The sequence below is a fragment of the Caulobacter sp. 05T431 genome (assembly GCF_056665975.1).
Genome location: NZ_JBFTKU010000013.1, coordinates 107,427 through 131,248, shown reverse-complemented (window position 1 = coordinate 131,248; position 23,822 = coordinate 107,427). Strand labels below are relative to the sequence as shown.

The 23,822-nt window shown below is 70.5% G+C and carries 18 protein-coding genes; 5 read left to right on the top strand and 13 right to left on the bottom strand.

Annotated features, from left to right (window positions below; translation table 11 throughout):
• Positions 1 to 169: 169 nt before the first annotated feature.
• From AC1U89_RS13760 to AC1U89_RS13750, 3 genes are all read left to right on the top strand, one after another.
• Positions 170 to 1,507 carry a dicarboxylate/amino acid:cation symporter gene (locus AC1U89_RS13760; RefSeq protein ID WP_479900255.1) on the top strand — a complete coding sequence of 446 codons (1,338 nt, stop codon included), beginning with the start codon at positions 170 to 172 and terminating at the stop codon, positions 1,505 to 1,507.
• A 50-nt stretch (positions 1,508 to 1,557) separates the two neighbouring features.
• Positions 1,558 to 4,626 carry a TonB-dependent receptor domain-containing protein gene (locus AC1U89_RS13755; protein WP_479900254.1) on the top strand — a complete coding sequence of 1,023 codons (3,069 nt, stop codon included), beginning with the start codon at positions 1,558 to 1,560 and terminating at the stop codon, positions 4,624 to 4,626.
• A gap of 109 nt (positions 4,627 to 4,735) precedes the next feature.
• Positions 4,736 to 6,073 (top strand): hypothetical protein, encoded by a 1,338-nt coding sequence (locus tag AC1U89_RS13750; protein WP_479900253.1) that lies wholly within the window; start codon positions 4,736 to 4,738, stop codon positions 6,071 to 6,073.
• Here the strand turns inward: AC1U89_RS13750 and AC1U89_RS13745 are convergent.
• Both AC1U89_RS13745 and AC1U89_RS13740 read right to left on the bottom strand, forming a co-directional pair.
• Positions 6,061 to 7,566 (bottom strand): ATP-binding protein, encoded by a 1,506-nt coding sequence (locus AC1U89_RS13745; protein ID WP_479900252.1) that lies wholly within the window; start codon positions 7,564 to 7,566, stop codon positions 6,061 to 6,063. The two genes, AC1U89_RS13750 and AC1U89_RS13745, sit on opposite strands and share 13 nt — an antisense overlap.
• Positions 7,567 to 7,583: 17 nt before the next feature.
• The gene (locus tag AC1U89_RS13740; protein WP_479900251.1) at positions 7,584 to 7,727 is read right to left on the bottom strand and encodes a hypothetical protein; all 144 of its coding nucleotides are present in this window, start codon (positions 7,725 to 7,727) and stop codon (positions 7,584 to 7,586) included.
• Positions 7,728 to 7,844: 117 nt separating this feature from the next.
• Between AC1U89_RS13740 and AC1U89_RS13735 the strand changes: the two genes are divergently transcribed.
• Positions 7,845 to 10,913: a TonB-dependent receptor gene (locus AC1U89_RS13735; RefSeq protein WP_479900250.1), complete on the top strand. Its 3,069-nt coding sequence runs from the start codon at positions 7,845 to 7,847 to the stop codon at positions 10,911 to 10,913.
• A 3-nt stretch (positions 10,914 to 10,916) separates the two neighbouring features.
• On the opposite strand, the gene AC1U89_RS13730 is transcribed toward AC1U89_RS13735, so the two are convergent.
• The 9 genes from AC1U89_RS13730 to AC1U89_RS13690 form a co-directional block, all read right to left on the bottom strand.
• Positions 10,917 to 11,924: a FecR family protein gene (locus AC1U89_RS13730; RefSeq protein ID WP_479900249.1), complete on the bottom strand. Its 1,008-nt coding sequence runs from the start codon at positions 11,922 to 11,924 to the stop codon at positions 10,917 to 10,919.
• Entirely contained in the window at positions 11,921 to 12,454 is a 534-nt protein-coding gene (locus AC1U89_RS13725; RefSeq protein WP_479900248.1) for an RNA polymerase sigma factor, read from the bottom strand. The genes AC1U89_RS13730 and AC1U89_RS13725 overlap by 4 nt, the downstream gene beginning before the upstream one ends.
• Positions 12,455 to 12,507: 53 nt before the next feature.
• Positions 12,508 to 13,353 (bottom strand): oxidoreductase, encoded by an 846-nt coding sequence (locus tag AC1U89_RS13720; RefSeq protein WP_479900247.1) that lies wholly within the window; start codon positions 13,351 to 13,353, stop codon positions 12,508 to 12,510.
• Between the two features lie 58 nt (positions 13,354 to 13,411).
• Complete coding sequence (locus tag AC1U89_RS13715) at positions 13,412 to 14,188, bottom strand: alpha/beta fold hydrolase (protein ID WP_479900246.1); 777 nt, start codon at positions 14,186 to 14,188, stop codon at positions 13,412 to 13,414.
• Between the two features lie 77 nt (positions 14,189 to 14,265).
• Positions 14,266 to 15,366 (bottom strand): redoxin domain-containing protein, encoded by a 1,101-nt coding sequence (locus AC1U89_RS13710; protein ID WP_479900245.1) that lies wholly within the window; start codon positions 15,364 to 15,366, stop codon positions 14,266 to 14,268.
• Complete coding sequence (locus tag AC1U89_RS13705) at positions 15,344 to 15,748, bottom strand: organic hydroperoxide resistance protein (RefSeq protein WP_479900244.1); 405 nt, start codon at positions 15,746 to 15,748, stop codon at positions 15,344 to 15,346. The genes AC1U89_RS13710 and AC1U89_RS13705 overlap by 23 nt, the downstream gene beginning before the upstream one ends.
• 26 nt (positions 15,749 to 15,774) lie before the next feature.
• Complete coding sequence (locus tag AC1U89_RS13700; protein ID WP_479900243.1) at positions 15,775 to 17,043, bottom strand: epoxide hydrolase family protein; 1,269 nt, start codon at positions 17,041 to 17,043, stop codon at positions 15,775 to 15,777.
• A 43-nt stretch (positions 17,044 to 17,086) separates the two neighbouring features.
• On the bottom strand, positions 17,087 to 17,611 hold the full coding sequence (locus AC1U89_RS13695) for a cytochrome P460 family protein (RefSeq protein WP_479900242.1): 525 nt from the start codon (positions 17,609 to 17,611) through the stop codon (positions 17,087 to 17,089).
• Positions 17,612 to 17,620: 9 nt separating this feature from the next.
• Positions 17,621 to 18,646, bottom strand: a complete 1,026-nt coding sequence (locus AC1U89_RS13690; protein WP_479900241.1) for an alpha/beta fold hydrolase — start codon at positions 18,644 to 18,646, stop codon at positions 17,621 to 17,623.
• 313 nt (positions 18,647 to 18,959) lie between these two features.
• Between AC1U89_RS13690 and AC1U89_RS13685 the strand changes: the two genes are divergently transcribed.
• The gene (locus AC1U89_RS13685) at positions 18,960 to 21,938 is read left to right on the top strand and encodes a TonB-dependent receptor (RefSeq protein ID WP_479900240.1); all 2,979 of its coding nucleotides are present in this window, start codon (positions 18,960 to 18,962) and stop codon (positions 21,936 to 21,938) included.
• A 4-nt stretch (positions 21,939 to 21,942) separates the two neighbouring features.
• Here the strand turns inward: AC1U89_RS13685 and AC1U89_RS13680 are convergent, their stop codons facing one another.
• Positions 21,943 to 23,016, bottom strand: coding sequence for an ATP-binding protein (locus tag AC1U89_RS13680; protein WP_479900239.1), 1,074 nt, complete (start codon positions 23,014 to 23,016; stop codon positions 21,943 to 21,945).
• Entirely contained in the window at positions 23,003 to 23,746 is a 744-nt protein-coding gene (locus tag AC1U89_RS13675; RefSeq protein ID WP_479900238.1) for a response regulator transcription factor, read from the bottom strand. The genes AC1U89_RS13680 and AC1U89_RS13675 overlap by 14 nt, the downstream gene beginning before the upstream one ends.
• Between the last annotated feature and the right edge of the window lie 76 nt (positions 23,747 to 23,822).

The following is a 23,822-nucleotide window of genomic DNA, read 5'->3' as shown; positions in this document are numbered from 1 at the left end:
GAGTCGTCGCGACTAGGGTGCTTCCCGCAAACATCAATAAAAACAACCGATAGAAGCTTCAGCTTGGCGTGCTTGCGCCGCTTCTCCGCAACAAGGATCGTCTAACCAAGCGTCTTCGCAAAGGGACGCGGGATGGAAACGCGGCCGCACGGCCGGCCAAGAGGCGCCAGTGAAGACGATCACCCCGACCGCCCCCGCGCGGCCCAAGCCGTTCTATCGACACCTCTACTTCCAGGTGCTGCTCGCGATCGCGGCGGGGGCGGCTGTCGGCCACTACTATCCTGGGGTGGGGGAAAGCCTCAAACCGCTGGGCGACGCCTTCATCAAGCTGGTGAAGATGATCATCGCGCCGGTGATCTTCCTGACCGTGGTGACGGGCATCGCCGGCATGCGCGACCTGGACAAGGTCGGTCGCGTGGCCCTGAAGGCGTTCGTCTACTTCCTGGTGTTCTCGACCCTGGCCCTGATCGTCGGCCTGGTCGTCGCCAACGTCGTCCAGCCGGGCGCCGGCATGAACATCGACCCGGCCACGCTGAACACCACCAAGATCGCGGCCTTCGAGGCCAAGGCCCACGACCAGACGATCGTCGGCTTCCTGATGCACATCATCCCGGACACCGTGGTCAGCGCCTTCGCCGAGGGCGAGATCCTGCAGGTGCTGTTCTTCTCGATCCTGTTCGGCCTGTCGCTGGCCATGGTCGGCGATCGCGGTCAGCCGGTCCTGACCTTCCTGGAAGCGACCGCCGAGGCGTTCTTCCGCCTGGTCCACGTGCTGATGAAGGCCGCGCCGATCGGGGCGTTCGGGGCCTTCGCCTTCACCATCGGCAAGTACGGCATCGGCTCGATCGCCAACCTCGCGCTGCTGGTGGGGACCTTCTACCTGACCTCGCTGTTCTTCGTGATCGTGATCCTCGGCATCGTGGGCTGGATCAACGGCTTCTCGATCTTCAGCCTGATCCGCTACCTGAAGGCCGAGCTGCTGCTGGTGCTGGGCACCAGCTCGTCGGAAGCGGCCCTGCCCAGCCTGATCGAGAAGCTGGAAAAGGCCGGCTGTCCCAAGTCGGTGGTCGGGCTGGTCGTGCCGCTGGGCTATTCGTTCAACCTCGACGGCACCAACATCTACATGACCCTGGCGGCCCTGTTCATCGCGCAGGCCACCGGCGTGCACCTGTCGCTGGAAGACCAGGTGCTGCTGCTGGGCGTGGCCATGCTCAGCTCCAAGGGCGCGGCGGGCGTCACCGGCGCGGGCTTCATCACCCTGGCGGCCACCTTGTCGGTGGTGCCGTCGGTGCCGGTGGCCGGCATGGCCCTGATCCTGGGCGTGGACCGCTTCATKTCCGAATGCCGGGCCCTGACCAACTTCACCGGCAACGCCGTCGCCACCATCGTGGTCTCGCGTTGGGAGCGGGGTCTCGACGTCGCCCAACTGCGGGCCGCCCTCAATCCCAAGTGGGCCGCCAAGCTGGCCGCTTCGGCGATCCCGGCGGCCGGCGAGGCCCGGCCATAGGCCAAACTCTCAACCTAGAACCATCAGAACAAGAAAATCGGGGAGCTCTCATGACCACCGCCAATATCCGCCAAAGGCTCATCTGCGGGACCGCTTTCGCCGGCCTGCTGCTGGCCGGCGCCGCCCACGCCCAGCAGGCTCCGCCCGCCGACGCCGCCACGAAGGTCGAGGAGATCATCGTGGTCGGCAGCCAGATCAAGGGCGCCAAGACCACGGCCGCCCTGCCGGTCACGGTGATGGACAACAGCCAGATCGCCGCCACCGGCGCGGTGTCGGGCGATGACCTGTTCCGCTCGATCCCGCAGATGGGCGACGTGTTCATCAACCCCAGCAACAACCCGCAAACCAGCAACTCCACGCGCGGCGACGTCAATTCGATCAACCTGCGGAGCCTGGGCGTGGGCAACACCCTGGTGCTGCTGAACGGCCGCCGCCTGGTCAACCACCCGACCAGCCAGTCGTCGGGCACCGTGCCGCTGCTGGGCTACAACGCCAACGCCATCCCGACCGCGAACCTGGAGCGCCTGGAGATCCTGCGCGACGGCGCGGCTGCCGTGTACGGCGCCGACGCGGTGGCGGGCGTGGTCAACACCGTGCTGCAGACCGACTTCGACGGCCTGACCATGGACGCCCAGTACGGCTGGGCCGAGGGCACGCACCGCAAGGAATACACCAGCAACGTCTTCGCCGGCCGCACCTTCGCCGACGGGCGCGGCAACGTCTCGATCAACGCCAACTTCACCGAGCGCACCGCCCAGCGGCCCAGCGACCGGCCCTACACCGCGACCCAGGACCTGCGGCCGCTGTTCGCCGGCTATCCCGACTACGCCGCCAGCAGCACGCCCGACAACCGCGGCAACCAGAACTCGTTCGCCAACATCACCGTGCTGAACGCCGGCGGGATCGTCCGCCAGGGCACGACGGCCCTGACCACGGCGGCGGGGGCCACCCACGTCCAGCCCAACACCATCACCGGCTGCGCCGCCCAGCTGGGCAACGGCCTGTGCCTGGGCGCCGGTAACCTGGCCACCGGCAGCACCGCCAACTTCCTGCGCTACAACGCGCCTCAGAACGACGCGACGACCATCGCGCCGAAGATCAGCCGCCAGAACGTCTTCCTGAACGGCCACTACGACATCACCGACACCCTGACCGCCTATGGCGAAATCGGCCTCTATCACGCCGAGTCCGAGGGGCTGACGACCCAGGGCACCAGCCTGGTGGCGATCGGCGTGCCGGCCAGCAACTACTACAACCCGTTCGGCATGGCGGTGTTCGCCAACGGCACGGTCAATCCCAATCGCCTGCCCAACCTGACCAACGTGCCGGCCGCCGGCCGCGCGGTGACCTTCACCAACTACCGCTTCAACGACCTGGGTCCGAACAAGGTCGAGGTCGAGAACTATCAGACCCGCTTCCTGGCGGGCCTGAAGGGCGAGAAGTTCGGCTGGGACTGGGACTCGGCGCTGCTTTATTCGAAGGCCGACGCCAAGGACGRGTCCGACGGCATCGACAGCGCCAAGCTGGCCGCCCAGCTGGCCCTGTCGACCCCCGACGCCTACAACCCCTTCAATGGAGGGTGCCTGGACGGTGAGGGCGGCCGCGATTKCACGCCCAGCTCCAAGGCGGCGACCGACGCGATCCGCTTCCGCCTGAAGCGCCACTCGACCACCACCCTGACCCTGGCCGACTTCAAGGTCTCCAAGCCCGACCTGCTGACCATCTGGTCCGGCCCGGTCGGCGTCGCCGCCGGCGTCGAGTTCCGGCACGAGACCCAGCAGGACCGACGCGACCCGATGCTGGACGGCCGCACGCCGTTCACCGACCCGGTGACCGGCGCGACCAGCAACAGCAATGTCACCGGCGTCAACGACACACCCAGCACCAAGGGCTCGCGCGACGTCGGCTCGGCCTTCGTCGAGTTCGCCCTGCCGCTGGTCTCGCCGGAGATGAACGTGCCCCTCGTGCGCGCCATCGACGTGCAGCTGGCCGGCCGCTTCGAGAACTACAGCGACTTCGGATCGGTGGCCAAACCCAAGATCGCCTTCGCCTGGGACCTGGTCGACGGCGTGCGGGTGCGCGGCTCCTGGCAGCAGGGCTTCCGGGCCCCCAACCTGGAGACCACCAACCCCTTCAGCTATTCGCGGACCAACACCGTCACCGACTACTACCGCTGCGAGGCCGACCTGCGCGCCGGCCGCATCCAGACCTTCAGCGCCTGCAGCCGCGGCGTCGGCATCCGCTTCACCACCGCCGGCAATCCGGACCTGAAGGCCGAGGAGAGCGAAAGCTACTCGGTCGGCCTGGTCCTGCAGCCTCGGTTCATCCCCGAGCAGTTCGGCGATTTCACGATCACCGTCGACCGCTGGCAGATCGAGCAGGACGGCATCGTCGGCACCTTGGGTTCGACCAACATCGCCATCCAGGACTATCTGGCGCGCCTGACGGGCACGACCAATCCCAACGTGATCCGCGCCGCGCCCAACGCCGACGACGTGGCGTTCTTCGCCGGCACCGGCCTGGCGCCCGTCGGCCAGATCACCGAGATCCGCGACCAGTTCAAGAACCTGCAGCCGCAGACGGTCAGCGGCGTCGACATTGGCGTGAACTGGGCGCTGCGCACCGAGGACTTCGGCCGCTTCACGGTCAATATCGACGCGACCTACATGGACAAGTTCTCGCAGGTGCCGGCCCCGCCGATCCAGGCGCTGTTCGACGCCCGCGCCGCCGGCACGATCAATCCGGCCACGCCGCTGACCGATCCGGGCGACCTGCTGCGCAAGAATGGCAAGCCGGAATGGAAGGGCACGGGCACGATCACCTGGCGCAAGGGGCCGGTCCAGATCGGCGGCTCGGTGATCTACACGGGCTCGGTGCTCGACACCGAACTCCTGGCCACCGACGGCACGCCCTGGACCGTCAAGTCGCAGACCACGGCCAACCTCTATGTCCAGTACCGGATCGAGGACAAGAAGAGCCCGCTGGACGACACCCGCCTGCGGGTGGGCGCCCGCAACATCTTCGACAAGGATCCGCCCCTGTCGTCGAGCGGCTATATCGGGTCGCTCTACAACCCCTATGCCCGCTACTGGTACGTCAACGTCAGTAAGTCGTTCTGACGTCGACGGGCCCCGGCGCTTCCTCCCCCCTGGGCGCCGGGGCCGCCTTCTTGTTTCGATCCGCTTTCGAGAGACGCCGCCAATGGGTTCGCCGCTTCGCCGAGTTTGGATGGGTCTCGCGACCCTGGGGCTGATGGCGACGGGCGGCTGCGCGCACGCCCAGGTCCAGCCTCCGGCCCAGATTCAGGCCCAGGCCGGAACCCAGGCGACCAAGGACTGCCCCGACTTCCTGCCGGCCGAGACGCGGTGCTTCGCCGGCCAGGACGCCAACGGCGCCTATTACTGGATCGCCATCCCGAAAGCCTGGAACGGTTCGCTGGTGGTCCACACCCACGGCGGGCCGCGACTGAAGGCGCCCAAGCCCGACGACGCTCTGGAGGACCTCGAGCGGTTCTCGGTGACCGTGAAGGAAGGCTTCGCCTGGGCCGGCTCGAACTACCGCCGCGCCGGCTACGGCGTGCGCAGCGCGGCCGAGGACAGCGACACCCTGCGCCGGATCTTCTGGACGCAGTTCGGCCGCCCGAAGCGCACGATCCTGCACGGCCAGTCCTGGGGCGGCAACGTCGCGGCCAAGACGGCCGAACTGTACGGGCAGGGGGCGGACGGCAAGCCGGTCTATGACGGCGTCATCCTGACCAGCGGGGTCCTGGGTGGCGGGACACGGTCCTACGACTTCCGGGCCGACCTGAGGGCCGTCTACCAGTACTACTGCCAGAACCATCCCCGGCCCGACGAGCCGGCCTATCCGCTCTGGCAGGGCCAGCCGGTCGGCTCGACCCTGACCAACAAGCAGCTGGACGAGCGCCTGGAGGCTTGCACGGGCGTCAATCTGCTGAAGGACCAGCGCACGGCGGTCCAGCAGCGCAATCTCGACAACATCCTGGCGGTGACCCGTATTCCCGAGCGGACGCTGGACAGCCACCTCGGCTGGGCGACCTTCACCTTCGCCGACATGGTCAACAAGCGCCTGGACGGCCACAACCCGTTCAGCAATGTCGGCGTCGTCTACCGGGGCTCCGACGACGACGCCGCGCTCAACAAGGGCGTGACGCGGTTCGCGGCCGATCCGGAAGGCGTGCGCCGCCTGGCCTTCGACGCCGATCTCGGCGGCAAGCTGACGGTCCCGACCCTGACGATGCACGCCATCGACGATCCTACCGCCTTCGTCGAGCTGGAGCAGGTGTTCCACGACACCGTCGTCAAGGCGGGCGCGGGCGATCTGTTGGTCCAGTCGTTCACCGACGAACACGAGCACAGCAAGCTGGCGACGCCGGAATACGCCGCGTTGCTGCGGGCGATGAGCGCCTGGATCGAACAGGGCGAAAAGCCCTCGCCGGCGTCGCTGGCGGCCGGCTGTCTGCAGGCCGTGACGATCTACGGCGAGGCCTGCCACTTCCGCGTCGACTATGAGGTCCGACCTCTTGCCGAACGCAGCTATCCCCGCTGAACCGCCACGGACCGCTCCGGACACAACACCATACGAAACATGGGGCTCTGAACGCTCCGCCCTTCAACGGGCGGGCGCTTGCTCAGCCGCTCGCGCGCATAGACCTGGATGAACTCGGCCCAGTGATATTCGCCGTCACGGGGACGGATCAGGGATTTCTCGACGAGCCCATCCAGGGCGGCCACGGCGTCTTCGATTTCGAGCGTCTCGTCGGTGACGGTTCCGAGCGCCGTCTCGAGGGAGAACGGGGCGGGGAGCCTGGAGAGCCGTTCGAAGACCCGACGTTCGGTCTCCGAGAGCAGGGCGTAGCTCCAATCGAGCGTCGCCTTCAGCGTACGCTGTCGGGGTGAAGCCGTCCGCCGTCCAGGCCAGAGCAGGCAGAGCTCGCCGCCGAGCAGCCTGGCGGTGGCCTCGACCCCGTGCGTGGCGGCGCGCACCGCCGCCAGTTCGATCGCCAGGGCGACGCCGTCCAGGCGGGCGCAGATCCGGGCGATGGTCCGGAGGGTCTCCAACTCCTCAACGACCGCGCCTCCGGCGGCCGTGAGGTGATGCAGGAACAGCGCGACGGCGGGACGGTCCAGCAGGTCGTCGCGCCCGACCGTCGAGAGGTCGGCCGTGATGTCATACGGCGCCAGCCGGTGGACCTGCTCGTTGCGCGTTCGAAGCGCCTGCCGGCTGGTGGCCACGACATGGACGCCCGGCGCCGCCGAAGCGACCTGTTCCACGAAACCGGCGACCGCGTGGACGAGGTGCTCGCAGTTGTCGAGGACCAGCAGTTGTTCGCGACCGCGCAGGCGACGAAGCAGAGCTTCGGTCGATCGATGGGCGTCGGTCCCCAGGCATACGGCCTCGGCGATCGCGGCCGGGAGCCGCTCGGACTCCTCGACCGAGGCCAGGTCGACGAAGTCGACACCATCGGCGAAGCGGGGTTGCAAGGCGTGGGCGATCTCGATCGCCAGGCTGGTCTTGCCGACGCCGGCCGGGCCGACGATGGTCAGCAGACGGACGGCGGCCGCCCGTTCGATCAGCGCCTCCAGGTCGTCATCGCGGCCGATCACCCGGTCCAGCCGCGACGGGACCCTTACACTCGGCTGCGCGGTGAGGCGGGCGGGCGAGGGCGCTGGCCGCCGTCGCGCGACGGCGCCGACGAAGGCGTAGCCGACGCTCACCTGGGTGGTGATCAGGCGAACGCCTTCGCGGCCGTCGTCGAGGATCCGGCGGAGCCTGGTCATATGGAAGCGAAGCGCGGAGTCCTCGACGACGGCGTCCGGCCAGACCCGTTGGAGCAGCTCCCGCTTGGGCACCACGCGGCCGCGTTGTTCGACCAGCGCCAGCAGCAGATCGAACGTGCGGCCGCCGATCTCGACGGGCGCGCCGTCCCGGGTCAGCAACCGCTTGGCGGGATCGACGGCGAACTGATCGAAGCACAGCTGATCCAGCTCCGGACCAAGGTCCCCGGTCGGAGCGCGGAAAGGGCGGACGTCCGCCCGCAAGGCGCCGGCCGCCCTATTCACGAGCGATGGTCCGGTGTCGGGAAGCGTCGAGCCGCCATGGCGCGCGAGCCGCGCTTGCGGCCGAGCGTGGGCGTGGCATAAGCCTGCGCGTCGGTTGGCGAGCGCGAGGCGCGGATGGTGACGGTGGTGGCTTGGCGCATTCGTTCGCTCTCCGCGATCGGCACCAGGAACGCAGCCTTCGTCCAATCCCGTACGCCGCGGCGGAAACTTTCTTGAAGCTCTTCAGTCTTGCCGCGCGGCCTCGACGGCGACAGGGGGTGGGCGTCCGCCCGTGGGGCGTCCTGGCCCTTGTTCTGGCGACGGGCCAGGCGGGCGCGAGCCGCGCCGCCGACGCCATCGCCCTGGACATGCCGGCGCAGTCGCTTTCCCTCACGCTGAAGCGGGTGGCGCGCGCCGGGTCGGCGGAGCTGGCCTTCGACCGCGCCGTGACCGACAAGCTCCGCGCGCCGGGGCTGAAGGGACGGTACACGGTCGACCAGGCGCTGGCGGCCGCCCTGGCGTCCACGGGCCTCGGCGTCCAGCGGACCAGCGACGGCGCCTATGTGATCAAGCCGATGGCGGGCCCGCCGCCTGCCCGGCCGCCGGTGGACGCGGGCGACGGGGCGGTGTCCGAGATCCTGGTCCTGGGCCGGCGCAACCTCAATACGGGCATCCGCCGCACCCGCGACGACATACAGCCCTACGACGTGGCGCTGGAGGAGACGATCCGCCACGCGGGCGACCTGGACGTCGAAGGCTTCATCCGCCGGACCATGCCGGCCGACGCCCAGGCCGGCGCGCTGACCCAGTCGCCCGCCGCCAATTCCGCCTCGGCCCGCTCGCGGATCGACCTGCTGGGCTTGGGCGGCGGCCAGACCCTGGTGCTGGTCGACGGCCGCCGACTGCCCAGCGCGCCCGAAACCGTGGGCGCCAGCGCCGGCTTCATCCAGGCCGACGTCAACGGCATCCCGCTGGCCGCGGTCGAGCGCATCGAGGTGCTGACCGCGGCGGCCGGCGCCCTCTATGGCCCCGGGGCGACCGGGGGCGTGGTCAACATCATCCTTAAGCGCGACTACCAGGGCGCCGAGGTGAAGCTGGCCCAGGGCTTCACCGAGCACGGCGGGGGGCTGGCCTCCCGTCTGGACGCGGCGATCGGCCGGACCTCCAGCGACGGCCGGGGCGGGCTGTCGGTGCGGATCGCCCTGGGCCGGGACCAGGGGCTGGACGTGGGCGAGCGGCCGTTCGGCGAGCGGGCCCTGACCTCGAACGGCGCGGACTTCATCAAGGGCGGGGTGCCCAAGGCCTATGTGCCGGTGGGATTGGGCGTCAACGTGGTCAGCAGCGGCGGACTGCTCACCCTGAAGCCGGCCTATGGCGGCCAGGCGCTGGGGTCGACCTTCACCACCTTCTCGACCGCCGGTTTCACCGCCGCCGAGGCCGTCGCCAACGCGGGCCGGCTGGACCTGGACCTTCCCGACGACGCCTTCGGCGAGAAGCAGAGCCTGATGACCGAGACCTACCGGCGGTCGCTGGTGGTCAGCGGGCGCCAGGAGGCCGGGATCTTCGAGGGTTTCTTCGACTACCTGTTCCTCGACAATCGCGGCCGCGCGACGGTTCCGGCCGGCGACACGGTCCTGACGATGCCGTCGAGCTCGCCGCTCAATCCGTTCGAGCAGTCGGTCTATGTGTCGCGATCCGTCCMGTGGGAGGGGATCGTCCGCAACCGCAGCGCCACCCAGAAGCTCGACGCGGGGCTCATCGCGCGCCTGCCGCGCGGCTGGATGGTCGAGGCGGACGCCGGCTGGAGCCGGTCGCAGGTGCGGGTCGCCAACGACGCTCGGGGGGCCACCGGCTATGCCGGAACGTCGACCGCGATCGGCTCGGGCGCCGTCGGACCGGACCTGTCGCCGTTCGACCCCGAGACCGTGTTCTTGGCGACCTACCGCGCCTATCAGCTGGCGGGCGGCTCGCTGCTGAAGCTCAGCGACACGCTGGAGGACCTCAACCTGCGCGCCTCGGGGCCGCTGTGGCGCCTGCCGGGCGGTCCCCTGACCATGACTCTGTCGGCCGAGGCCGCGCGTGAGCGGGCGCCGGGCGGGCAGAGCTTCAGCTATGATCGCAACACCGGCCTGCCGAAGACCGTCCAGGGCAACCGGCTGAGCCTGAAGACGCGGTCGGCCGCCGCCGAATGGCGCGCTCCGCTGACCGCCAGCGACGCCTGGGGGCCCTTCAAGGACCTGGAACTGCAGGCAGCCCTGCGCGCCGACGACTACCGGATGACCGCGCCCCGCTCGGACCTGACTCTCAATTCGGGCGGGATCGCCACCTTGAGCCAGGTGGCCACCGAGAACCTGGTCGTGGCTAAGATGCTGGGCGTGAAGACCTTCGTGACCGACGGTCTCATGCTGCGCGCCAGCTACAGCGAAGGCCACCTGCCGCCGCGCTCGGACCAGGTCCAGCCGACGGTCCTGTCGTTGAACGGGACCGGCTATCCCAAGCTGGACCCCAAGCGCGGCGACCAGGTACTGGCCGTGACCGCGCCGATGCAACTGGTCCAGGCGGGCTCGCCCGACCTCGACCCGGAACTGGCGCGAACCTTCAGCGTGGGCGTGGTGATCAAGCCGCGATGGCTGGACGGGGCGCGGCTGTCGATCGACTACCAGCGCACCGAGAAGACGCGCGAGATCACCGACGTCGACGCCGATCCCATCGGCTACATCCTGGCGCACGAGGACCTGTATCCGTCCCGCGTGGTGCGCGCGCCCCTGACCGACGCCGATCGGGCCAGGGGCTACACGGTCGGCGCCGTCACCTACCTGGACGCCACCATGATGAATGTCGGCCGCTCGATCGTCGAGACGGTGGACGTCAGCGGCGAGTACCGCCGCCGGCTCGCGGGCGGCGAGGCCAGCGCCTATCTGCGCGGCGTCTGGCAGCCCAGCTATCGTCGCCAGGTTCATCTCGACGGCCCCTGGACCGAGACCGCCGGCTACAGCGACGGCCCCCTGCGCGTCCGGGCCTTCGCCGGTGGGCAATGGTCGGGCGACGTCCTGACCCTGGGCCTCAACGCCCAGTACTACGCCAGCTACGCGGTGGCCGATTCCGGCCTCCAGCCCCTCTACATCACCCAGTACCTGGCGCGGCTGAAGGGCGGGCGGATCCCGTCGCAAGTCTATCTGGACGCCTTCGCGACCTGGTCGGTCGGCGACAAGACCGAGGTCCAGCTGACCGTGCGCAACCTGGCCGACGCGACCCCGCCCTTCGCCTTCACCGCAGCCATGGGCTACAGCCCCTACGGCGACGCCGACGGCCGGGCCTTCGAGATCAGCCTGACGCGACGGTTCTGACGGCTACGGGGCCGCGCGGATCTCCAGCGTCTCGCCCACCCGGACCGCGCGGACTGGCAGCAGCATCGACACGGTGCGCAGAAACCGCTCGGGCTCGCCCAGCTTGAACCGGCCGCTGACCTTCAGCGCCCCGACGCTAGGATCGGTGATCACCATCTTGCGCCCGCCGTGGCGGTTCATCTCGGCGACCGCGTCGGACAGCGGGGTGTCGGAGAACTCGACGAAGCCGTCGCGCCAGGCCAGGACCGCGTTCACGTCCACCGTCTGCAACTGGGCGGGGCGGCCGTCGCGCAGCATCAGGCGCTCACCCGGCTTCAGCGCGTGTTCAGGCGGGCCGCCGTGCGCGCCGACCGCGACGCTGCCCTGCGCCAGGGTCACCGACATCATGCCGGGCATGACGCGCACGCCGAACGCGGTGCCGCGATCGACGATGGTCTGGTCGCGTGCGTCGACCGCGAAGGGGCGCGCCGTGTCGCGCGCCACCTGGATATAGACCTGGCCGCTCACCACCCGCAGGCGGCGGGCCTTATCGTCGAAGGCGACATCGACGCGGGTGGCGCTGTCCATGTCCAGCTTGGTGCCGTCGGCCAGGGTGACGGCGCGCCGCTCGCCCACCAGGGTGGCCAGCTGGGTCGCCGGCGCAGAGGACGCGACCTGCGGCGTGGATGGCCCGCGCTCCGCCCAGTAGCGCCAGCCGACGCCCGCGCCCAGCATCACCGCCACGGCGACGCAGGCGGCGGCCAGGGCCTTGGGCCAGGCCGGAGGACGGGCGGCGAGGGCGCTGGCGCGCAGGGCCTCGGCCAGGGGATCGTCGCGCAGGTCGTCGGCCGCGCGGGTCCACAGGGCCTGGGCGCGGGCCCAGGCCGCGGCATGGTCCTCGGACGCGGCCAGCCAGGCCAGGAAGGCCGGATCGGCGGCGGCCGCGGGATCGGCGTCGTGGCGCGCCAACCAGAAGGCGGCGGCGTCGCGCGGCGTCGTTCCGGAGCGGGGCGTCGGGCGGCTGGACGTCATGGTTCCTCTCCTAGCGAGAGAAGATGCTTGGCGGCCCGCTGCATGTGCTTTTCGACCGCGCTCAGCGACAGTCCCAGGCGGCGGGCGATTTCGGGATGGCTCAGGCCTTCCAGGCGGCGCAGGACGAAGATCGTCCGCGTCCGTTCAGGCAGGGCCATGATCGCGCGGGTGGTCGACCGCAGAGCCTCGCGGGCCAGGACGGTCTGTTCGGGCGAGAAGTCGGCCTGGCTATGCAGGTCGGGCTCGAACGACACGTGGGCGGCGCTCATGCGCACGCGGCGGCGTCGGAGCCGATCCTTCAGGACGCTGGCGGCGGTCGCGAAGACATAGCCCTCGAACCGGTCCAGGTCCTGGCTTTCGCCGCGCCGGACGATGCGCAGGAACACCTCCTGCACCAGGTCGTCGACCTCGTTGGCGTCCGGCAGGCGGCGCTGGAAATAGCGGGTCAGCGCGCCCCTGAGCGCGCGCGAACGGGCGGCCAGGTCCGTCTCGCCGTCCTTGCCAGAGGTGTCGTCCCATCCCGCGCGCATGCGGGCGGCATCATGGAGCAATTCGGTCCAGGCCGTCCATCGCGGAGCCCGGTTCACGGCGCCAGGCCGGGGTCGTCGAAGTCGGTCGAGGCGCTGAGCGGGCCCCAGCGCTCCAGCTCGGCCAGGCGGCGCTGGTCGGCGGCGCTGATCGCGGCGACGGCGTCGCTGCCCAGCGGCAGCCGCAAGGGCGGCTCGTCCATGGCGGCGACCGCCAGGAGGACCTGGGCGGCGCGCTTGGGATCGCCCGGCTGCTTGCCGTCGTACTGGGCCTGCCGCCGCGCGGCCGCGCCGACCACGGCGTCGTACTCCGGACGGCCGGCGTTCAAGGTCGTGGAGGCGCCGGCGAAGTCGGTGCGGAAGCCGCCGGGCTCGACGATGGTGACCTTGACCCCGACCAGAGCCATCTCCTGGGCCAGCACCTCGGAGAAGCCCTCGACCGCCCACTTGGCGGCCGAATAGGCCGCGCGGCCCGGCGCGCCCAGGCGTCCGCCCACCGAGGAGAGCTGGATGACGTGTCCCGAACGCTGCTCGCGCATCACGGGGATGGCGGCCTTGGTGACGATGATCGCGCCGAACAGGTTGGCGTCGATCTGCTTGCGGAAGTCCTCCAGCGCGGTGTCCTCCACCGAGCCGATGTCGCCGTAGCCGGCGTTGTTGGCCACCACGTCCAGGCCGCCGAAGGCCTCGACCGCCAAGGCCACGGCGCGTGCCGCGGCTTGCGGATCGGTGACATCGAGCGCGGCCGAGCGCACGGCGTCGCCATACCGGTCGACGAGGTCCGCCAGGGCGCGGGGATCGCGAGCGGTGGCGACGACGCGACAGCCGGCGGCCAGGGCGGCCTCGGCCAGGGCCCGGCCCAGGCCGCGCGAGGAACCGGTGATGAGCCATCTCTGAGACATGTCTTCTCCTTCAGGACGTCGGTGGTTCCGGCGCGGCCCGGCGCGCGGGGGAGGGGGCTCAGTTCGCCGCGGCGGCTTCGATCAGCTTGGAGACCTCGTGGGGGTGCGAGATCATCACCACGTGCGAGGCGCCGGGGATGGCGACGACCTGCTTGGCGTGGGCGCGCTCGGCCATCCACTTCATGGCGGCGGGCGGGATGTTGCGGTCGGCTTCGCCGTAGACCCACCAGGACGGCAGGGTCTTCCAGGCGGTCGCGACGGACTTCTCGGCGCCGGCCGCGTCGGTCAGCGGGCGCTGGGCCACGGCCATCAGCCGCGCCTGGGCCAGCGGCACGTCGGCCGCGAACTGGGCGGGGAACTTGTCCTGCTGGATGTAGAGGTCGTGGGCGCCGCCGGGCAGGTCGACGGGCTTGTCCAGGGTGGGCGGCAGGGTGCTGCCCGGGAACTTGCCGGTCAGGTCGAAGATGCTCTCGCCGACCTCCGGCGCGAAGGCGGCGACATAGACCAGCGCCTTGACGTTGGACGCGCCGTCGGCGGCGGCCGAGATCACGGTGCCGCCGTACGAGTGGCCGACCAGGATGACCGGGCCGGGGATGGAATTGATCACCGTGCGGACGGCGGCGGCGTCGCTGGCCACCCCGCGCAACGGGTTGGCGGCGGCCACCACGTGATAGCCGTCGCGGGTCAGGTCGGCGACCACGCCGTTCCAGCTGCTGCTGTCGGCGAAGGCGCCGTGCACCAGCACGACGGTCGGCTTGGCCGGGGTCTGGGCCTGGGCGGCGGCCAGGCCGGTCAGGCTGAAGGCCAAGGCCAGGGCGAGGGTCTTCTTGGTCATCGGAGGATCTCCATGGGGTGGTGTGCGGGGCGGCCAGGATGGCCCTGGGGCCGTCTGGGTCTTGAAGAAAACAGCGGCTAGCCGAAGGTGAAGACGTAGGCGCGAAGGCCCGGGTCGAGGGCCTGGAGCTCGAAGGTGCGGTCGGCGACCGGCCGGGCCTGGCGGACCAGCTGGTACATGCGCGGCCGGTCGACCAGGCCCATGCCGTCGGCGCCGACGTCCCAGCCGTGGTCCTGGCCCGGCGCCTGGCCGTCCAGCCGCACCTGGATGCGGACGGGCCGGCTGGCCATGGCCGGGGCCAGCACCATGTGCAGGTCGCGGGCGTGGAAGCGATGGGCGATGGCGGCCGCGGGCGCGACGCTGGTGGCGAACTCCTCGCCGGCCTGCCAATCGCCCGACAGGCTCCAGCGGTTCAGCGGCAGATCGCGCGGCGGGTGGTAGCGCTGCTCGACGTCGCGCCTCAGGCCGCCGGGATAGACGAAGTCGGCGGCCTGGGCGTAGCCGACATAGGTCTCGCCCGATTCCAGGTCGCGGAAGTCGGGCGCCGCCTGCGGGCCGACGCCGTCCACGTCCGACAGGGCCTCGGGCGCGCCCGGGCTGGGGCGCTGGGACAGCAGCTTCTGGATCAGGCGCTCGATCTGGTCGTAGCGGCCCTCGCCGTCGACATGACCGCGCAGGCGGCCGTCGGGGCCGATCACATAGAAGGCCGGCCAGGCGTTGTTGTCGAACGCCCGCCAGATCCGCCGCTCGCTGTCGACGACGACCGGGAAGGTCACGTCCAGGTCCTTCAGCGCCTGGCGGATGTTGGGAAGCTCGGTCTCGAAGGCGAATTCTGGCGTGTGGACGCCGATCACTGTCAGGCCCCGCGCGCCGTAACGCTGCTGCCAGGCCCGCAGATAGGGCAGGACCCGCAGGCTGTTGATGCAGGAATAGGTCCAGAAGCAGACCACCACCACCCGGCCGTCCAGGCCGCCGGCGTCGAGCGGCGGACCGTTCAGCCAGGGCCCCGACAGGTTCAGGGCCACCAGCGCCGGGCCGTTGTCGAACGCGCGGGCCAGGGCGCCGCGCACCGGCGGCAGGGCCAGTACGCCGCCCAGCGACAACGGGATCAACCCCACCGCCGCGCCCTGCAGCCACCGTCGCCGGGTCGGGCGATCAGACGAGGTTGAACGCGACATCGATGTTGCCTTCCAGGGCCTTGGAGTAGGGGCAGGTCCGGTGGGCCGCCTCGACCAGCCGTTGCGCGACCTCGGCGTCCAGGCCCGGTGTCGAGATGTTCAGGCGGGCGGCCAGGAAATAGCCGGTTCCGTCGGTGTTCAGGTCGATCTCGGCGTCGATGGCCACGCCGTTCAGGGTCACGCCCTGCTGGCGGGCGGCGATGGCCATGGCGCCCTGGAAGCAGGCCGACCACCCGGCCGCCAGCAGCTGCTCGGGATTGGTCCCGGCGCCGGCACCGCCGGGCGTCGACAGCTTGATGTCCAGCCGGCCGTCGTCGCTGCGCGCGGCGCCGTCGCGGCCGCCGGTGACGTGGACCTTGGCGGTGTAGAGGGTCTGGGTCATGGGAATCTCGTTCTCTGGAAAGGGGATCAGCGGAGGGGACGGAAGGCGGCGCGGACCTCTTCGGCAAAGACCTGGGGCTGCTCCCAGGCGGCGAAGTGACCGCCGTTGGAAGCCTCGCTGAAGTAGAAGAGGTCGGTGTAGGCGCGCTGGGCCCAGGTCCTGGGCGCGCGGAAGATCTCGCCGGGGAAGACGGTGACGGCCACGGGCAGGTCGATCACGCCGCGGGCGTTGAAGTTGTTGGAGTGGTCTTCCCAGTAGATCCGCGCCGCCGAGGCGCCGGTCGCCGTCAGCCAGTACAGCGAGAAGTCGTCGAGGATCTCGTCGCGGGTCAGCACCTTCAGCGGGTCGCCGCCGCTGTAGGTCCACTGCGAGATCTTCTCGTACATCCAGGCGGCCATGCCGACGGGCGAGTCGACCAGCGAATAGCCGATGGTCTGGGGACGGGTGTTCATCATCGCGGCGTAGGCCGAATTGTCGCGATAGAAGGCCTCCAGCTGGTCGAAGGCCGCGCGCTCCTTGGCCGACAGCGTGGCGGGCGCGGGATCGCCGGCGGCCAGGATGTGGGCGATCTCGGCCGGCACCACGGCGGGCATGTTCAGGTGGATGCCGACCAGGCCCCGCACCTTCTGCAGCGCCATCCGCTGGGAGATCACCGAGCCGCAGTCGCCGCCCTGCGAGACGTAGCGCTGATAGCCCAGGCGCAGCATCAGCTGCGACCAGGCGCGGCCGATGTGGTCCGAGCCCCAGCCGGGGACGGTCGGCTTGGCCGAGAAGCCGAAGCCCGGGATGGACGGGATCACCAGGTGGAAAGCGTCCTTCGCCTCGCCGCCGTGGGCGGTAGGGTTGGTCAGCGGATCGATGACCTTCAGGAACTCCAGGATCGAGCCCGGCCAGCCGTGGGTCAGGATCATCGGCATGGCGTTGTCGTGGCGCGAGCGGACGTGGATGAACTGGATGTCCAGCCCGTCGATCTCGGTGACGAACATCGGCAGGGCGTTCAGCCGGGCCTCGACCTTGCGCCAGTCGTAGGCGCCGGACCAGTAGGCCATCAGCGGTTCCAGGGTTCGCCGGCGGACGCCCTGGGTGTCGTCTGACACAGGCTCGGCGTCGGCCCAACGCGTTGCGGCGATGCGGCGCTTCATGGCGACGATGTCGGCCTGCGGAATGGCGACCTTGAAGGGACGCACGGCGGGCGAGGCGGCCTTGGCCAAACCAGGCGTGAGCGCCGCCGCGCCGGCCACGGCGAGGCCGCCGACCACCGCGCGGCGGGTGGCCGGGAGAAACGGGTTGTTCACTGGAAACTCCGTGGAGCTTGGGGAAGGGGGAGGTCCGGCGCGCCTAGGGCGCGTAGCGGGTGAAGACGTAGTCGCGGTCCTTCACGCGGGCGGCGTGACAGGCAAAGCAGGTCTCGTGCTGTGCCTGGTCCACCGGCTTGCCGTCGATGAAGCGGCCGAAACCCCAGCCGCCTGTCGCGGCGTAGCGCCTGGAGTCCTTGACCATCACCTGGACGGTGGTCGCCGCGCCGGGGACCGAGGCGGGCGGGAAGTCCGGCGAGGCCGTGTGCTTCCAGGCCAGCTTGACCAGTACGGTCCCGTCGGGGAACGGCCGCGTCTTGCCGGTCCGGTAGGCCTTCAGCGCCTCGCCGTTGCCGACAGTGGCGCGCAGTTCGTTCAGCGGCGCGGCCTCCTGGGCGGGGGCGACCAGGGGCCAGTCGCGATAGCCGGACGGGATCCGCACGCCATAGATCGGCGAGGCCTCGGCGGCCGGCTTGGTCCACGCCCAGGCCGAGGCGTCGGCCCAGCAGAGACCGGCGACCGTGACGGCGGCGCCGGCGGCGAGGAAGACCAGGAGGGGCGACTTCATCGGTCGCCCCTACAGCCTGGCGACGTCGAGCACGGCCTGGGCGAAGGCGGCGGGCGCCTCCTGCGGCAGGTTGTGGCCGATCCCGCCGGTGATCAGGCGGTGGGCGTAGGGTCCCTTGAACTTGCCCGCATAGGCGGCGGGCGGCGGGTGTGGGGCGCCGTTGGCGTCGCCTTCCATCGTGATGGTCGGGACGGTGATCGGCGGGCCGGCGGCCAGCTTGGCCTCCAGGTCGTCGTACTTGGCCTCGCCCTGAGCCAGGCCCAGCCGCCAGCGGTAGTTGTGGATGACGATGTCGACGTGGTCGGGATTGACGAACGACTTGGCCGTGCGGGCGAAGGTGGCGTCGTCGAACGTCCACTTCGGCGAGGCCAAGGTCCAGATCAGCCGGTTGAACGCCTCGGTGTTGGCGGCGTAGCCGGCGCGGCCGCGCTCGGTGGCGAAGTAGAACTGGTACCACCATTGGAGTTCCGCCGCGGGGGGCAGGGGGGCTGCATTGGCCTTCTGGCTGCCGATCAGATAGCCGCTGACCGAGACCAGGGCCTTGCAGCGCTCGGGCCAGAGGGCGGCCATGATGTCGGCGGTCCGCGCGCCCCAGTCGAAGCCGGCGACAATGGCCTGCTTGATCGCCAGGGCGTCGAGCAGGGCGATCCCGTCCATGGCCAGGGCGGCCTGCTGGCCGTTGCGCGGCGTGTCGGCCGAACGGAAACGGGTGGTCCCGTGGCCGCGCAGGTGCGGGACGATCACCCGGTGTCCGGCGGCCGCCAGGCGCGGGGCGACCTCGGCGAAGGCGTGGATGTCGTAGGGCCAGCCGTGCAGCAGCAGGACCGCCGGACCGTCCTTGGGCCCCATCTCGACATAGCCGATGTTCAGGACGCCGGCGTCGATCTGCTTGATGGCGTCGAAGGCGGGCGGCGTCGGGGCCGGGGTCGCGGCGCGCGCCTGGCTCTCCAGGGCGGCGAAGACGACCGCCAGGGTCGCCCCGCCGAGAAGCCGACGACGGTCAGGATGATTTTCCACGGAGGTCGCTGTGGGCATGGCCGAGATCCTCGATTGCGTGAACACGAAGCTAGCGCGTCCCGCGCGAAGCGGGTGTGAGTTGTTGTGAGCGCGGGTGATCGCTTGCGCTTCGCTGATTGCCCCGCGGCGTCCGTTTCTGTCCGTCGGGAGCGCGGCGCCAGCGATCGCCAGGCCCGCTGGGACGACAACGCGTGAAGTCTCTGGTAGCGAGGTCCCACTGCGTCTCGGGGACCCCTCTTTGCGAAAGCTCGCCCTACCGTTGCTGTTGGCGTCCTGTCTCGCGGCCGGCKCGGCGACGGCGTCGGCGGCGTCGGCCGCGCCAGCGACGGCCTTGGACATCCGCGCCAAGGACATGGCGACGGCGCTTTCCGATCTGGCGCGGCAGACGGGGATCGAACTGCTCTACGACCGCAACCTGGTGCGGGGACTGACGGCGCGCCCCGTCCGGGGGCGACTGTCGGGCGAGGCGGCGCTCTCGCAACTGTTGGCGGGCAGCGGCGTCGGCTATCGGAAGACGCCGGGCGGCGTCATCGTGCTCTTCGCGCTTCCGCCGCCCCGGCCCGTCGAAAGGCCCCAGGGCGGCGACGACGGCGCGGTGGCCGAGCTGCTGGTGGTCGGGCGTCGCACCCAGAACGCCGACATCCGCCGAACCGAGAACGACATCCAGCCGTACAAGGTCTTCGGTCAGGACGAGATCGACACGGCGGCCCGCGCCACGATCGACGAGTTCCTGCGCGTCCGCGAACCGGCCAACACCCAGGCGGGCCCCCTGGCCCTGGGGGGCGGCGAGACCCGTTCGGCGATCGACCTTCGGGGGTTCGGCGAGACCTCGACCCTGGTCCTGGTGGACGGCCGCCGCATGCCCTTCGTGCCGTCGTCGGGCGGCGACTTCAACCAGGCCGACATCAACGGCATCCCGCCAGGCGCCGTCGAGCGGATCGAGGTGCTCACCACCACGGCGGGCGGCATCTACGGTCCGGGCGCCGTCGGGGGCGTCGTCAACGTCGTGCTGCGGCGGGACTATCGGGGCGCGGAACTGACGGCCCAGGCGGGCGGAAGCGACCGCGGCGACTCCCGGCAATTCCGCGTGGAAGGCCGGTTCGGCTTCACGCCGGACCACGGCGACACCGACGTCATGCTGTTCGTCTCCCACGGCGAGGCGGACCCGCTGCAGACGGGACGCAGGAACTTCGTGGACAGCGCCGGCCGTCTTCGCTTCACCAACAATCCCGAAGCCTACGCCGTCAACCTCCCCATTCGAAACGGCGTCTCGGTCGCCAGCCTCGAAGGGAACCTGACCCTCGACCCGAACCGTGGCGGCGCGGCGCTGGGCGCGACCTACACCTTTCTGCCTCTGGGATTCAGCGGCACGACCGCCGACGCCGATGCGCTGTTCATGGCCAACGCCGGCAAGATCCCGGCGGACCTCGCCGACGACCTCTCGGGCAAGCGCGGCTACATCTCGACGGCGGGACACATCACGTCCGGCCTGCTCAACGTCCGCCGTCGACTGGGGTCGAGGGCCGAGGTCTTCCTCGATGGCTTCTATCTGAGGAACACCGGCCGATGGGCCGGCACCGAATTCGACAGCACGTTCCTGCTGTCCGCCGATGCGCCCGGCAACCCCTTCGCCCAGGCCATCGCCCTCAGCTTCCCCATGAGCGTGATGCGCGACGAGACCGCCTACGCGATCGAGACCAGTCGCTGGAGCGCGGGGACGATCGTCCAGCTTTCCCACGGCTGGAAGGCGGCGGCCGACTATACGGTCGGACGGACCCTGTACCGTCGCACGGCCCAGCGCGCGAACGCCGGCATCCTGATGGCGGTCGGCACCGGCCAGCCGGGTCCCAACGGCGAACCGCCCCTGGCGCCCTTCGGGAACTGGACCGCCCTGGTCGCGGCGCTTCCGGCCTATGCCGTCCCCAGGGAAGAGGGGCTCCATCTCGATGGCCGCCTGCTCGACGCCTCGGTGCGGTTGTCCGGGCCGCTGCTGAGGCTCCCCGCCGGCCCGCTCACGGCCACGCTGCTCGCCGAGGATCGCGAAGATCGCGTCGCCACCTCCAGGACCGAACTCTACGGTCAATCGATCGATCTGCCCGCCCGGACCCAGCACGTTCGGTCCGGCTATTTCGAGCTTCGGGCGCCGCTGGGCGCGGCCGACGCCGACAATCTTCTGTTGCGCGGTCTCGAAGCGCAGCTGGCTGTGCGGCACGACCGCCTGATCCACGAGGGCGATCTGCAGATCCTCTCGCTGGGCGTCAGCGAGGGTCGCTTTTCGGTCCGCCACAACGCCACGATGTTCACGGCCGGCGCACGCCTCCTGCCGACCCCGCGGCTCATGCTGCGGGCAAGCCTGGCGACCGGCGAGCGACCGCCGACGCTGGCGAACTTCGCGGGCATCAGCGGCTTCAGGCTGCCCGGCGCCGAGGCGGTGCAGGACCCGCGCAGGCCTGGCCGGCCGCTCGGAAGCGAGGGATCGTGGAAGATCCTCCAGGGCGGCTCGACCCGTGTCGGCTCGTCGGAGGCGACCAGCTTCTCGGTCGGCGCCGTCCTCAATCCCGAGGGACGCGACGGCCCTCGTGTTTCCCTCGACTATTCCCGGACCACGKTCTCGCATGAGCCGGCGCGCTTCCAGCTGGGCGCGGCCGAACTGCTGGCGGCGGAGGCGCGATACCCCGAGCGGGTCATCCGCGCCCCGGTCACGGACGCGGACAAGGCGGCCGGCTTCGCCGTCGGTCGCGTGACAGCGCTGGACATGACCCTGATCAACGCCGGCCGTACGGAGGTCGAGGCGGTGGACCTCCAGGTCGACTGGCGGCTGCCGCCGCAAGACATCGGCGACTTCCGCGTCTACGGCGCCCTCACCTGGGAGCCGACCTTCGTCACGGGCGGAGCGCCCGGCGCGCCCATGATCGACAAGGTCGGCTATGTGGACGGGCCGCTCGAATGGCGCGGCAACGGCGGCGTGGAATGGGCGCGCGGCTCGCTGACCGTCGATCTCAACGCCCAATACTACGCCAGCTACAGCGTGGCCGCCGCGGACCCCGCCTCGGTCGGCAACCCGGCGATGATCCGCGACCAGGGCGCTGAGCGCATACCCGCCCAGGTCTATGTGGACCTGAGCCTGCGCAAGCGGTTCACCACGTCGTTCGGCCTGGATCCGCTGCGCGCCCTGGAGGCTCGCCTGTCGGTGCAGAACCTTTTCGACCGAAGCCCACCGATCCTGGCCTCTTCGGAAAACCTGGGCTTCAGCCCGTACGGCGATCCGCGCCGGCGGTGGATCACGGCGTCGCTGACCGCGCGGTTCTGAGGCGTCAGCCACCGGACGCGGCGGGCAGGACGACGTCGAACCGGGCGCCGCCGCCGGGGGCGTTCGAAGCGTGGATCGAGCCGCTGTGGGCCTCCACGATCGACCGGCAGAGGGCCAGGCCCAGGCCCATGCCGTCGGGCTTGGTCGTGAAGGCGCGCGCGAAGATCCGATCGAGGTCGCTGGGGGGGACGCCGGGACCGGTGTCCGTCACGGAAAGGCGGACCCCGTCGTCGCCGATCGCGGTGCTGACGCTGACCCGTCGCCGCCGGACCGTCGACCGGTCGATCGCCTGGACGGCGTTCACGAGCAGATTGAAGACGACCTGCTGAAGCTGGATCCGGTCCCCGCGTACGAGGGGGGAGGCGCCGGCCAGGGCGAGGTCCAGCCCGATCCGGCGGTCCCCGGCGTCGTGACGGACCAGTTCGCAGGTCTCGGCGACCACGGCGTTGACGTCGAGCGCGTCGTGCGCCGGGCGGCCGTCGCGAGCCGTCCGAAGGCTCCGCAGGAGATCGCCGGCCCGGTGGGCGTTGGCGCCGATGCGGGTCAGGAGCGGGCGGACCTTTTCCAGGGGCGGCGTGTCGCGGTCGAGCCATCGCAGGGCGGCGTCGGCGTTGGTGGCGATGGCCGAGAGCGGCTGTTGGACCTCGTGCGCGATGGACGACAGCAACACATCGCCACGCAACCGGTCCGTAACGTCGATCATCAGGACAAGGATCGACGTCGTCGGCGCCCCGCGCGGCGGGAACGTCACCTGCAGCAGCACGTCCAGGGCCCCGCCGTCGAACCGGCGGATCGTGATGTCCTCGACATGTTCGGCGCGCCCGGCCAGTCGCGCGGCGACGACCCGGCCCGCGGCCCCGGGCGTCGCGGCGAACAGGCGTCCCATCGGACCCAAGAGCGCGGTCCTGTCGTCGCTTCCGAACAACGCCGCCGCGCGCGGATTGGCGTCGATGATGCGGACCTCGTCGCAGACCAGATCGACCGCTTGGGCGCCGCCTTGGTCGATCGCGCGATCCAGGGCGTGGCCGTCCAGCGTCAACAGCGCCGCCTGGAGCGGCGTCCGGTCAAGCGGGCTCATGGGCGATTTCCCGCTGGGCGTCGACCGGCAGCGACTGCMAGGCGCGGACCAGGTCGGCGACCGACCGGGCGCCCATCTTCCGCATGACGCTGCTGCGGTGGAGCTTGACCGTCACCTCGCTGATGCCGAGGTCGAAGGCGATGCACTTGTTGAGGCGGCCCTGGGCGACCGCTTCCAGGACTTGGCGTTCGCGCRGGGTARGCGTGGCGTAGAGGTCCAGGGCCTGGCGCCTGGAGCGGTTCTCGACCCGTTGCCGGACGTCCGCCGCGAGGGCCAGGGCGACGGCGTCGAGCAGGGTCTGGTCGCGCACGGGCTTGGTGAGGAAGTCCGCCGCGCCCGCCTTCATGGCCTTGGCGGTCATCGGGATGTCGCCGTGTCCGGTGAGGAAGATGATCGGCTTGCCGACGCCGCGGGCGATCAGCTGTTCCTGGAACGCCAGGCCGCTGAGGCCCGGCATGCGGACGTCGAGGATCAGACAGCCGGGCGCGTCGAGCAGGTCGGTCTCGAGAAGCCGGTTGGCCGCGCCGAACCCAACCGCGGCGATGCCGACCGACTCCAGGAGTTCGCAGAGCGACGCGCGGACCTCGTCGTCGTCGTCGACCACCAGGACGACCGGATTGTCGTAGCCGTCGCTCTGACCCGAAGGGGGCTCAGGGCGGGACAGGGGGCGGTCGGGCGTGGCCGCGACCGGGGTTCTGCGATAGGCGTCGATCTTGAGCAGTGCAGGCATGGGAAGCCCTCCTGCCCACCAAGAACGTAGCCCGCGCCCGATCTCACACCCCGCGCGGTAAATTTTTTTGAGATGA

Bases quoted from the DNA above. Each gene is read 5' to 3' on its own strand.
- AC1U89_RS13750 (WP_479900253.1), top strand. From the start codon at position 4,736: ATGGGTCTCGCGACCCTGGGGCTGATGGCGACGGGCGGCTGCGCGCAC.
- AC1U89_RS13740 (WP_479900251.1), bottom strand. From the start codon at position 7,727: ATGCGCCAAGCCACCACCGTCACCATCCGCGCCTCGCGCTCGCCAACC.
- AC1U89_RS13730 (WP_479900249.1), bottom strand. From the start codon at position 11,924: ATGACGTCCAGCCGCCCGACGCCCCGCTCCGGAACGACGCCGCGCGAC.
- AC1U89_RS13725 (WP_479900248.1), bottom strand. From the start codon at position 12,454: ATGCGCGCGGGATGGGACGACACCTCTGGCAAGGACGGCGAGACGGAC.
- AC1U89_RS13720 (WP_479900247.1), bottom strand. From the start codon at position 13,353: ATGTCTCAGAGATGGCTCATCACCGGTTCCTCGCGCGGCCTGGGCCGG.
- AC1U89_RS13715 (WP_479900246.1), bottom strand. From the start codon at position 14,188: ATGACCAAGAAGACCCTCGCCCTGGCCTTGGCCTTCAGCCTGACCGGC.
- AC1U89_RS13710 (WP_479900245.1), bottom strand. From the start codon at position 15,366: ATGTCGCGTTCAACCTCGTCTGATCGCCCGACCCGGCGACGGTGGCTG.
- AC1U89_RS13705 (WP_479900244.1), bottom strand. From the start codon at position 15,748: ATGACCCAGACCCTCTACACCGCCAAGGTCCACGTCACCGGCGGCCGC.
- AC1U89_RS13695 (WP_479900242.1), bottom strand. From the start codon at position 17,611: ATGAAGTCGCCCCTCCTGGTCTTCCTCGCCGCCGGCGCCGCCGTCACG.
- AC1U89_RS13690 (WP_479900241.1), bottom strand. From the start codon at position 18,646: ATGCCCACAGCGACCTCCGTGGAAAATCATCCTGACCGTCGTCGGCTT.
- AC1U89_RS13680 (WP_479900239.1), bottom strand. From the start codon at position 23,016: ATGAGCCCGCTTGACCGGACGCCGCTCCAGGCGGCGCTGTTGACGCTG.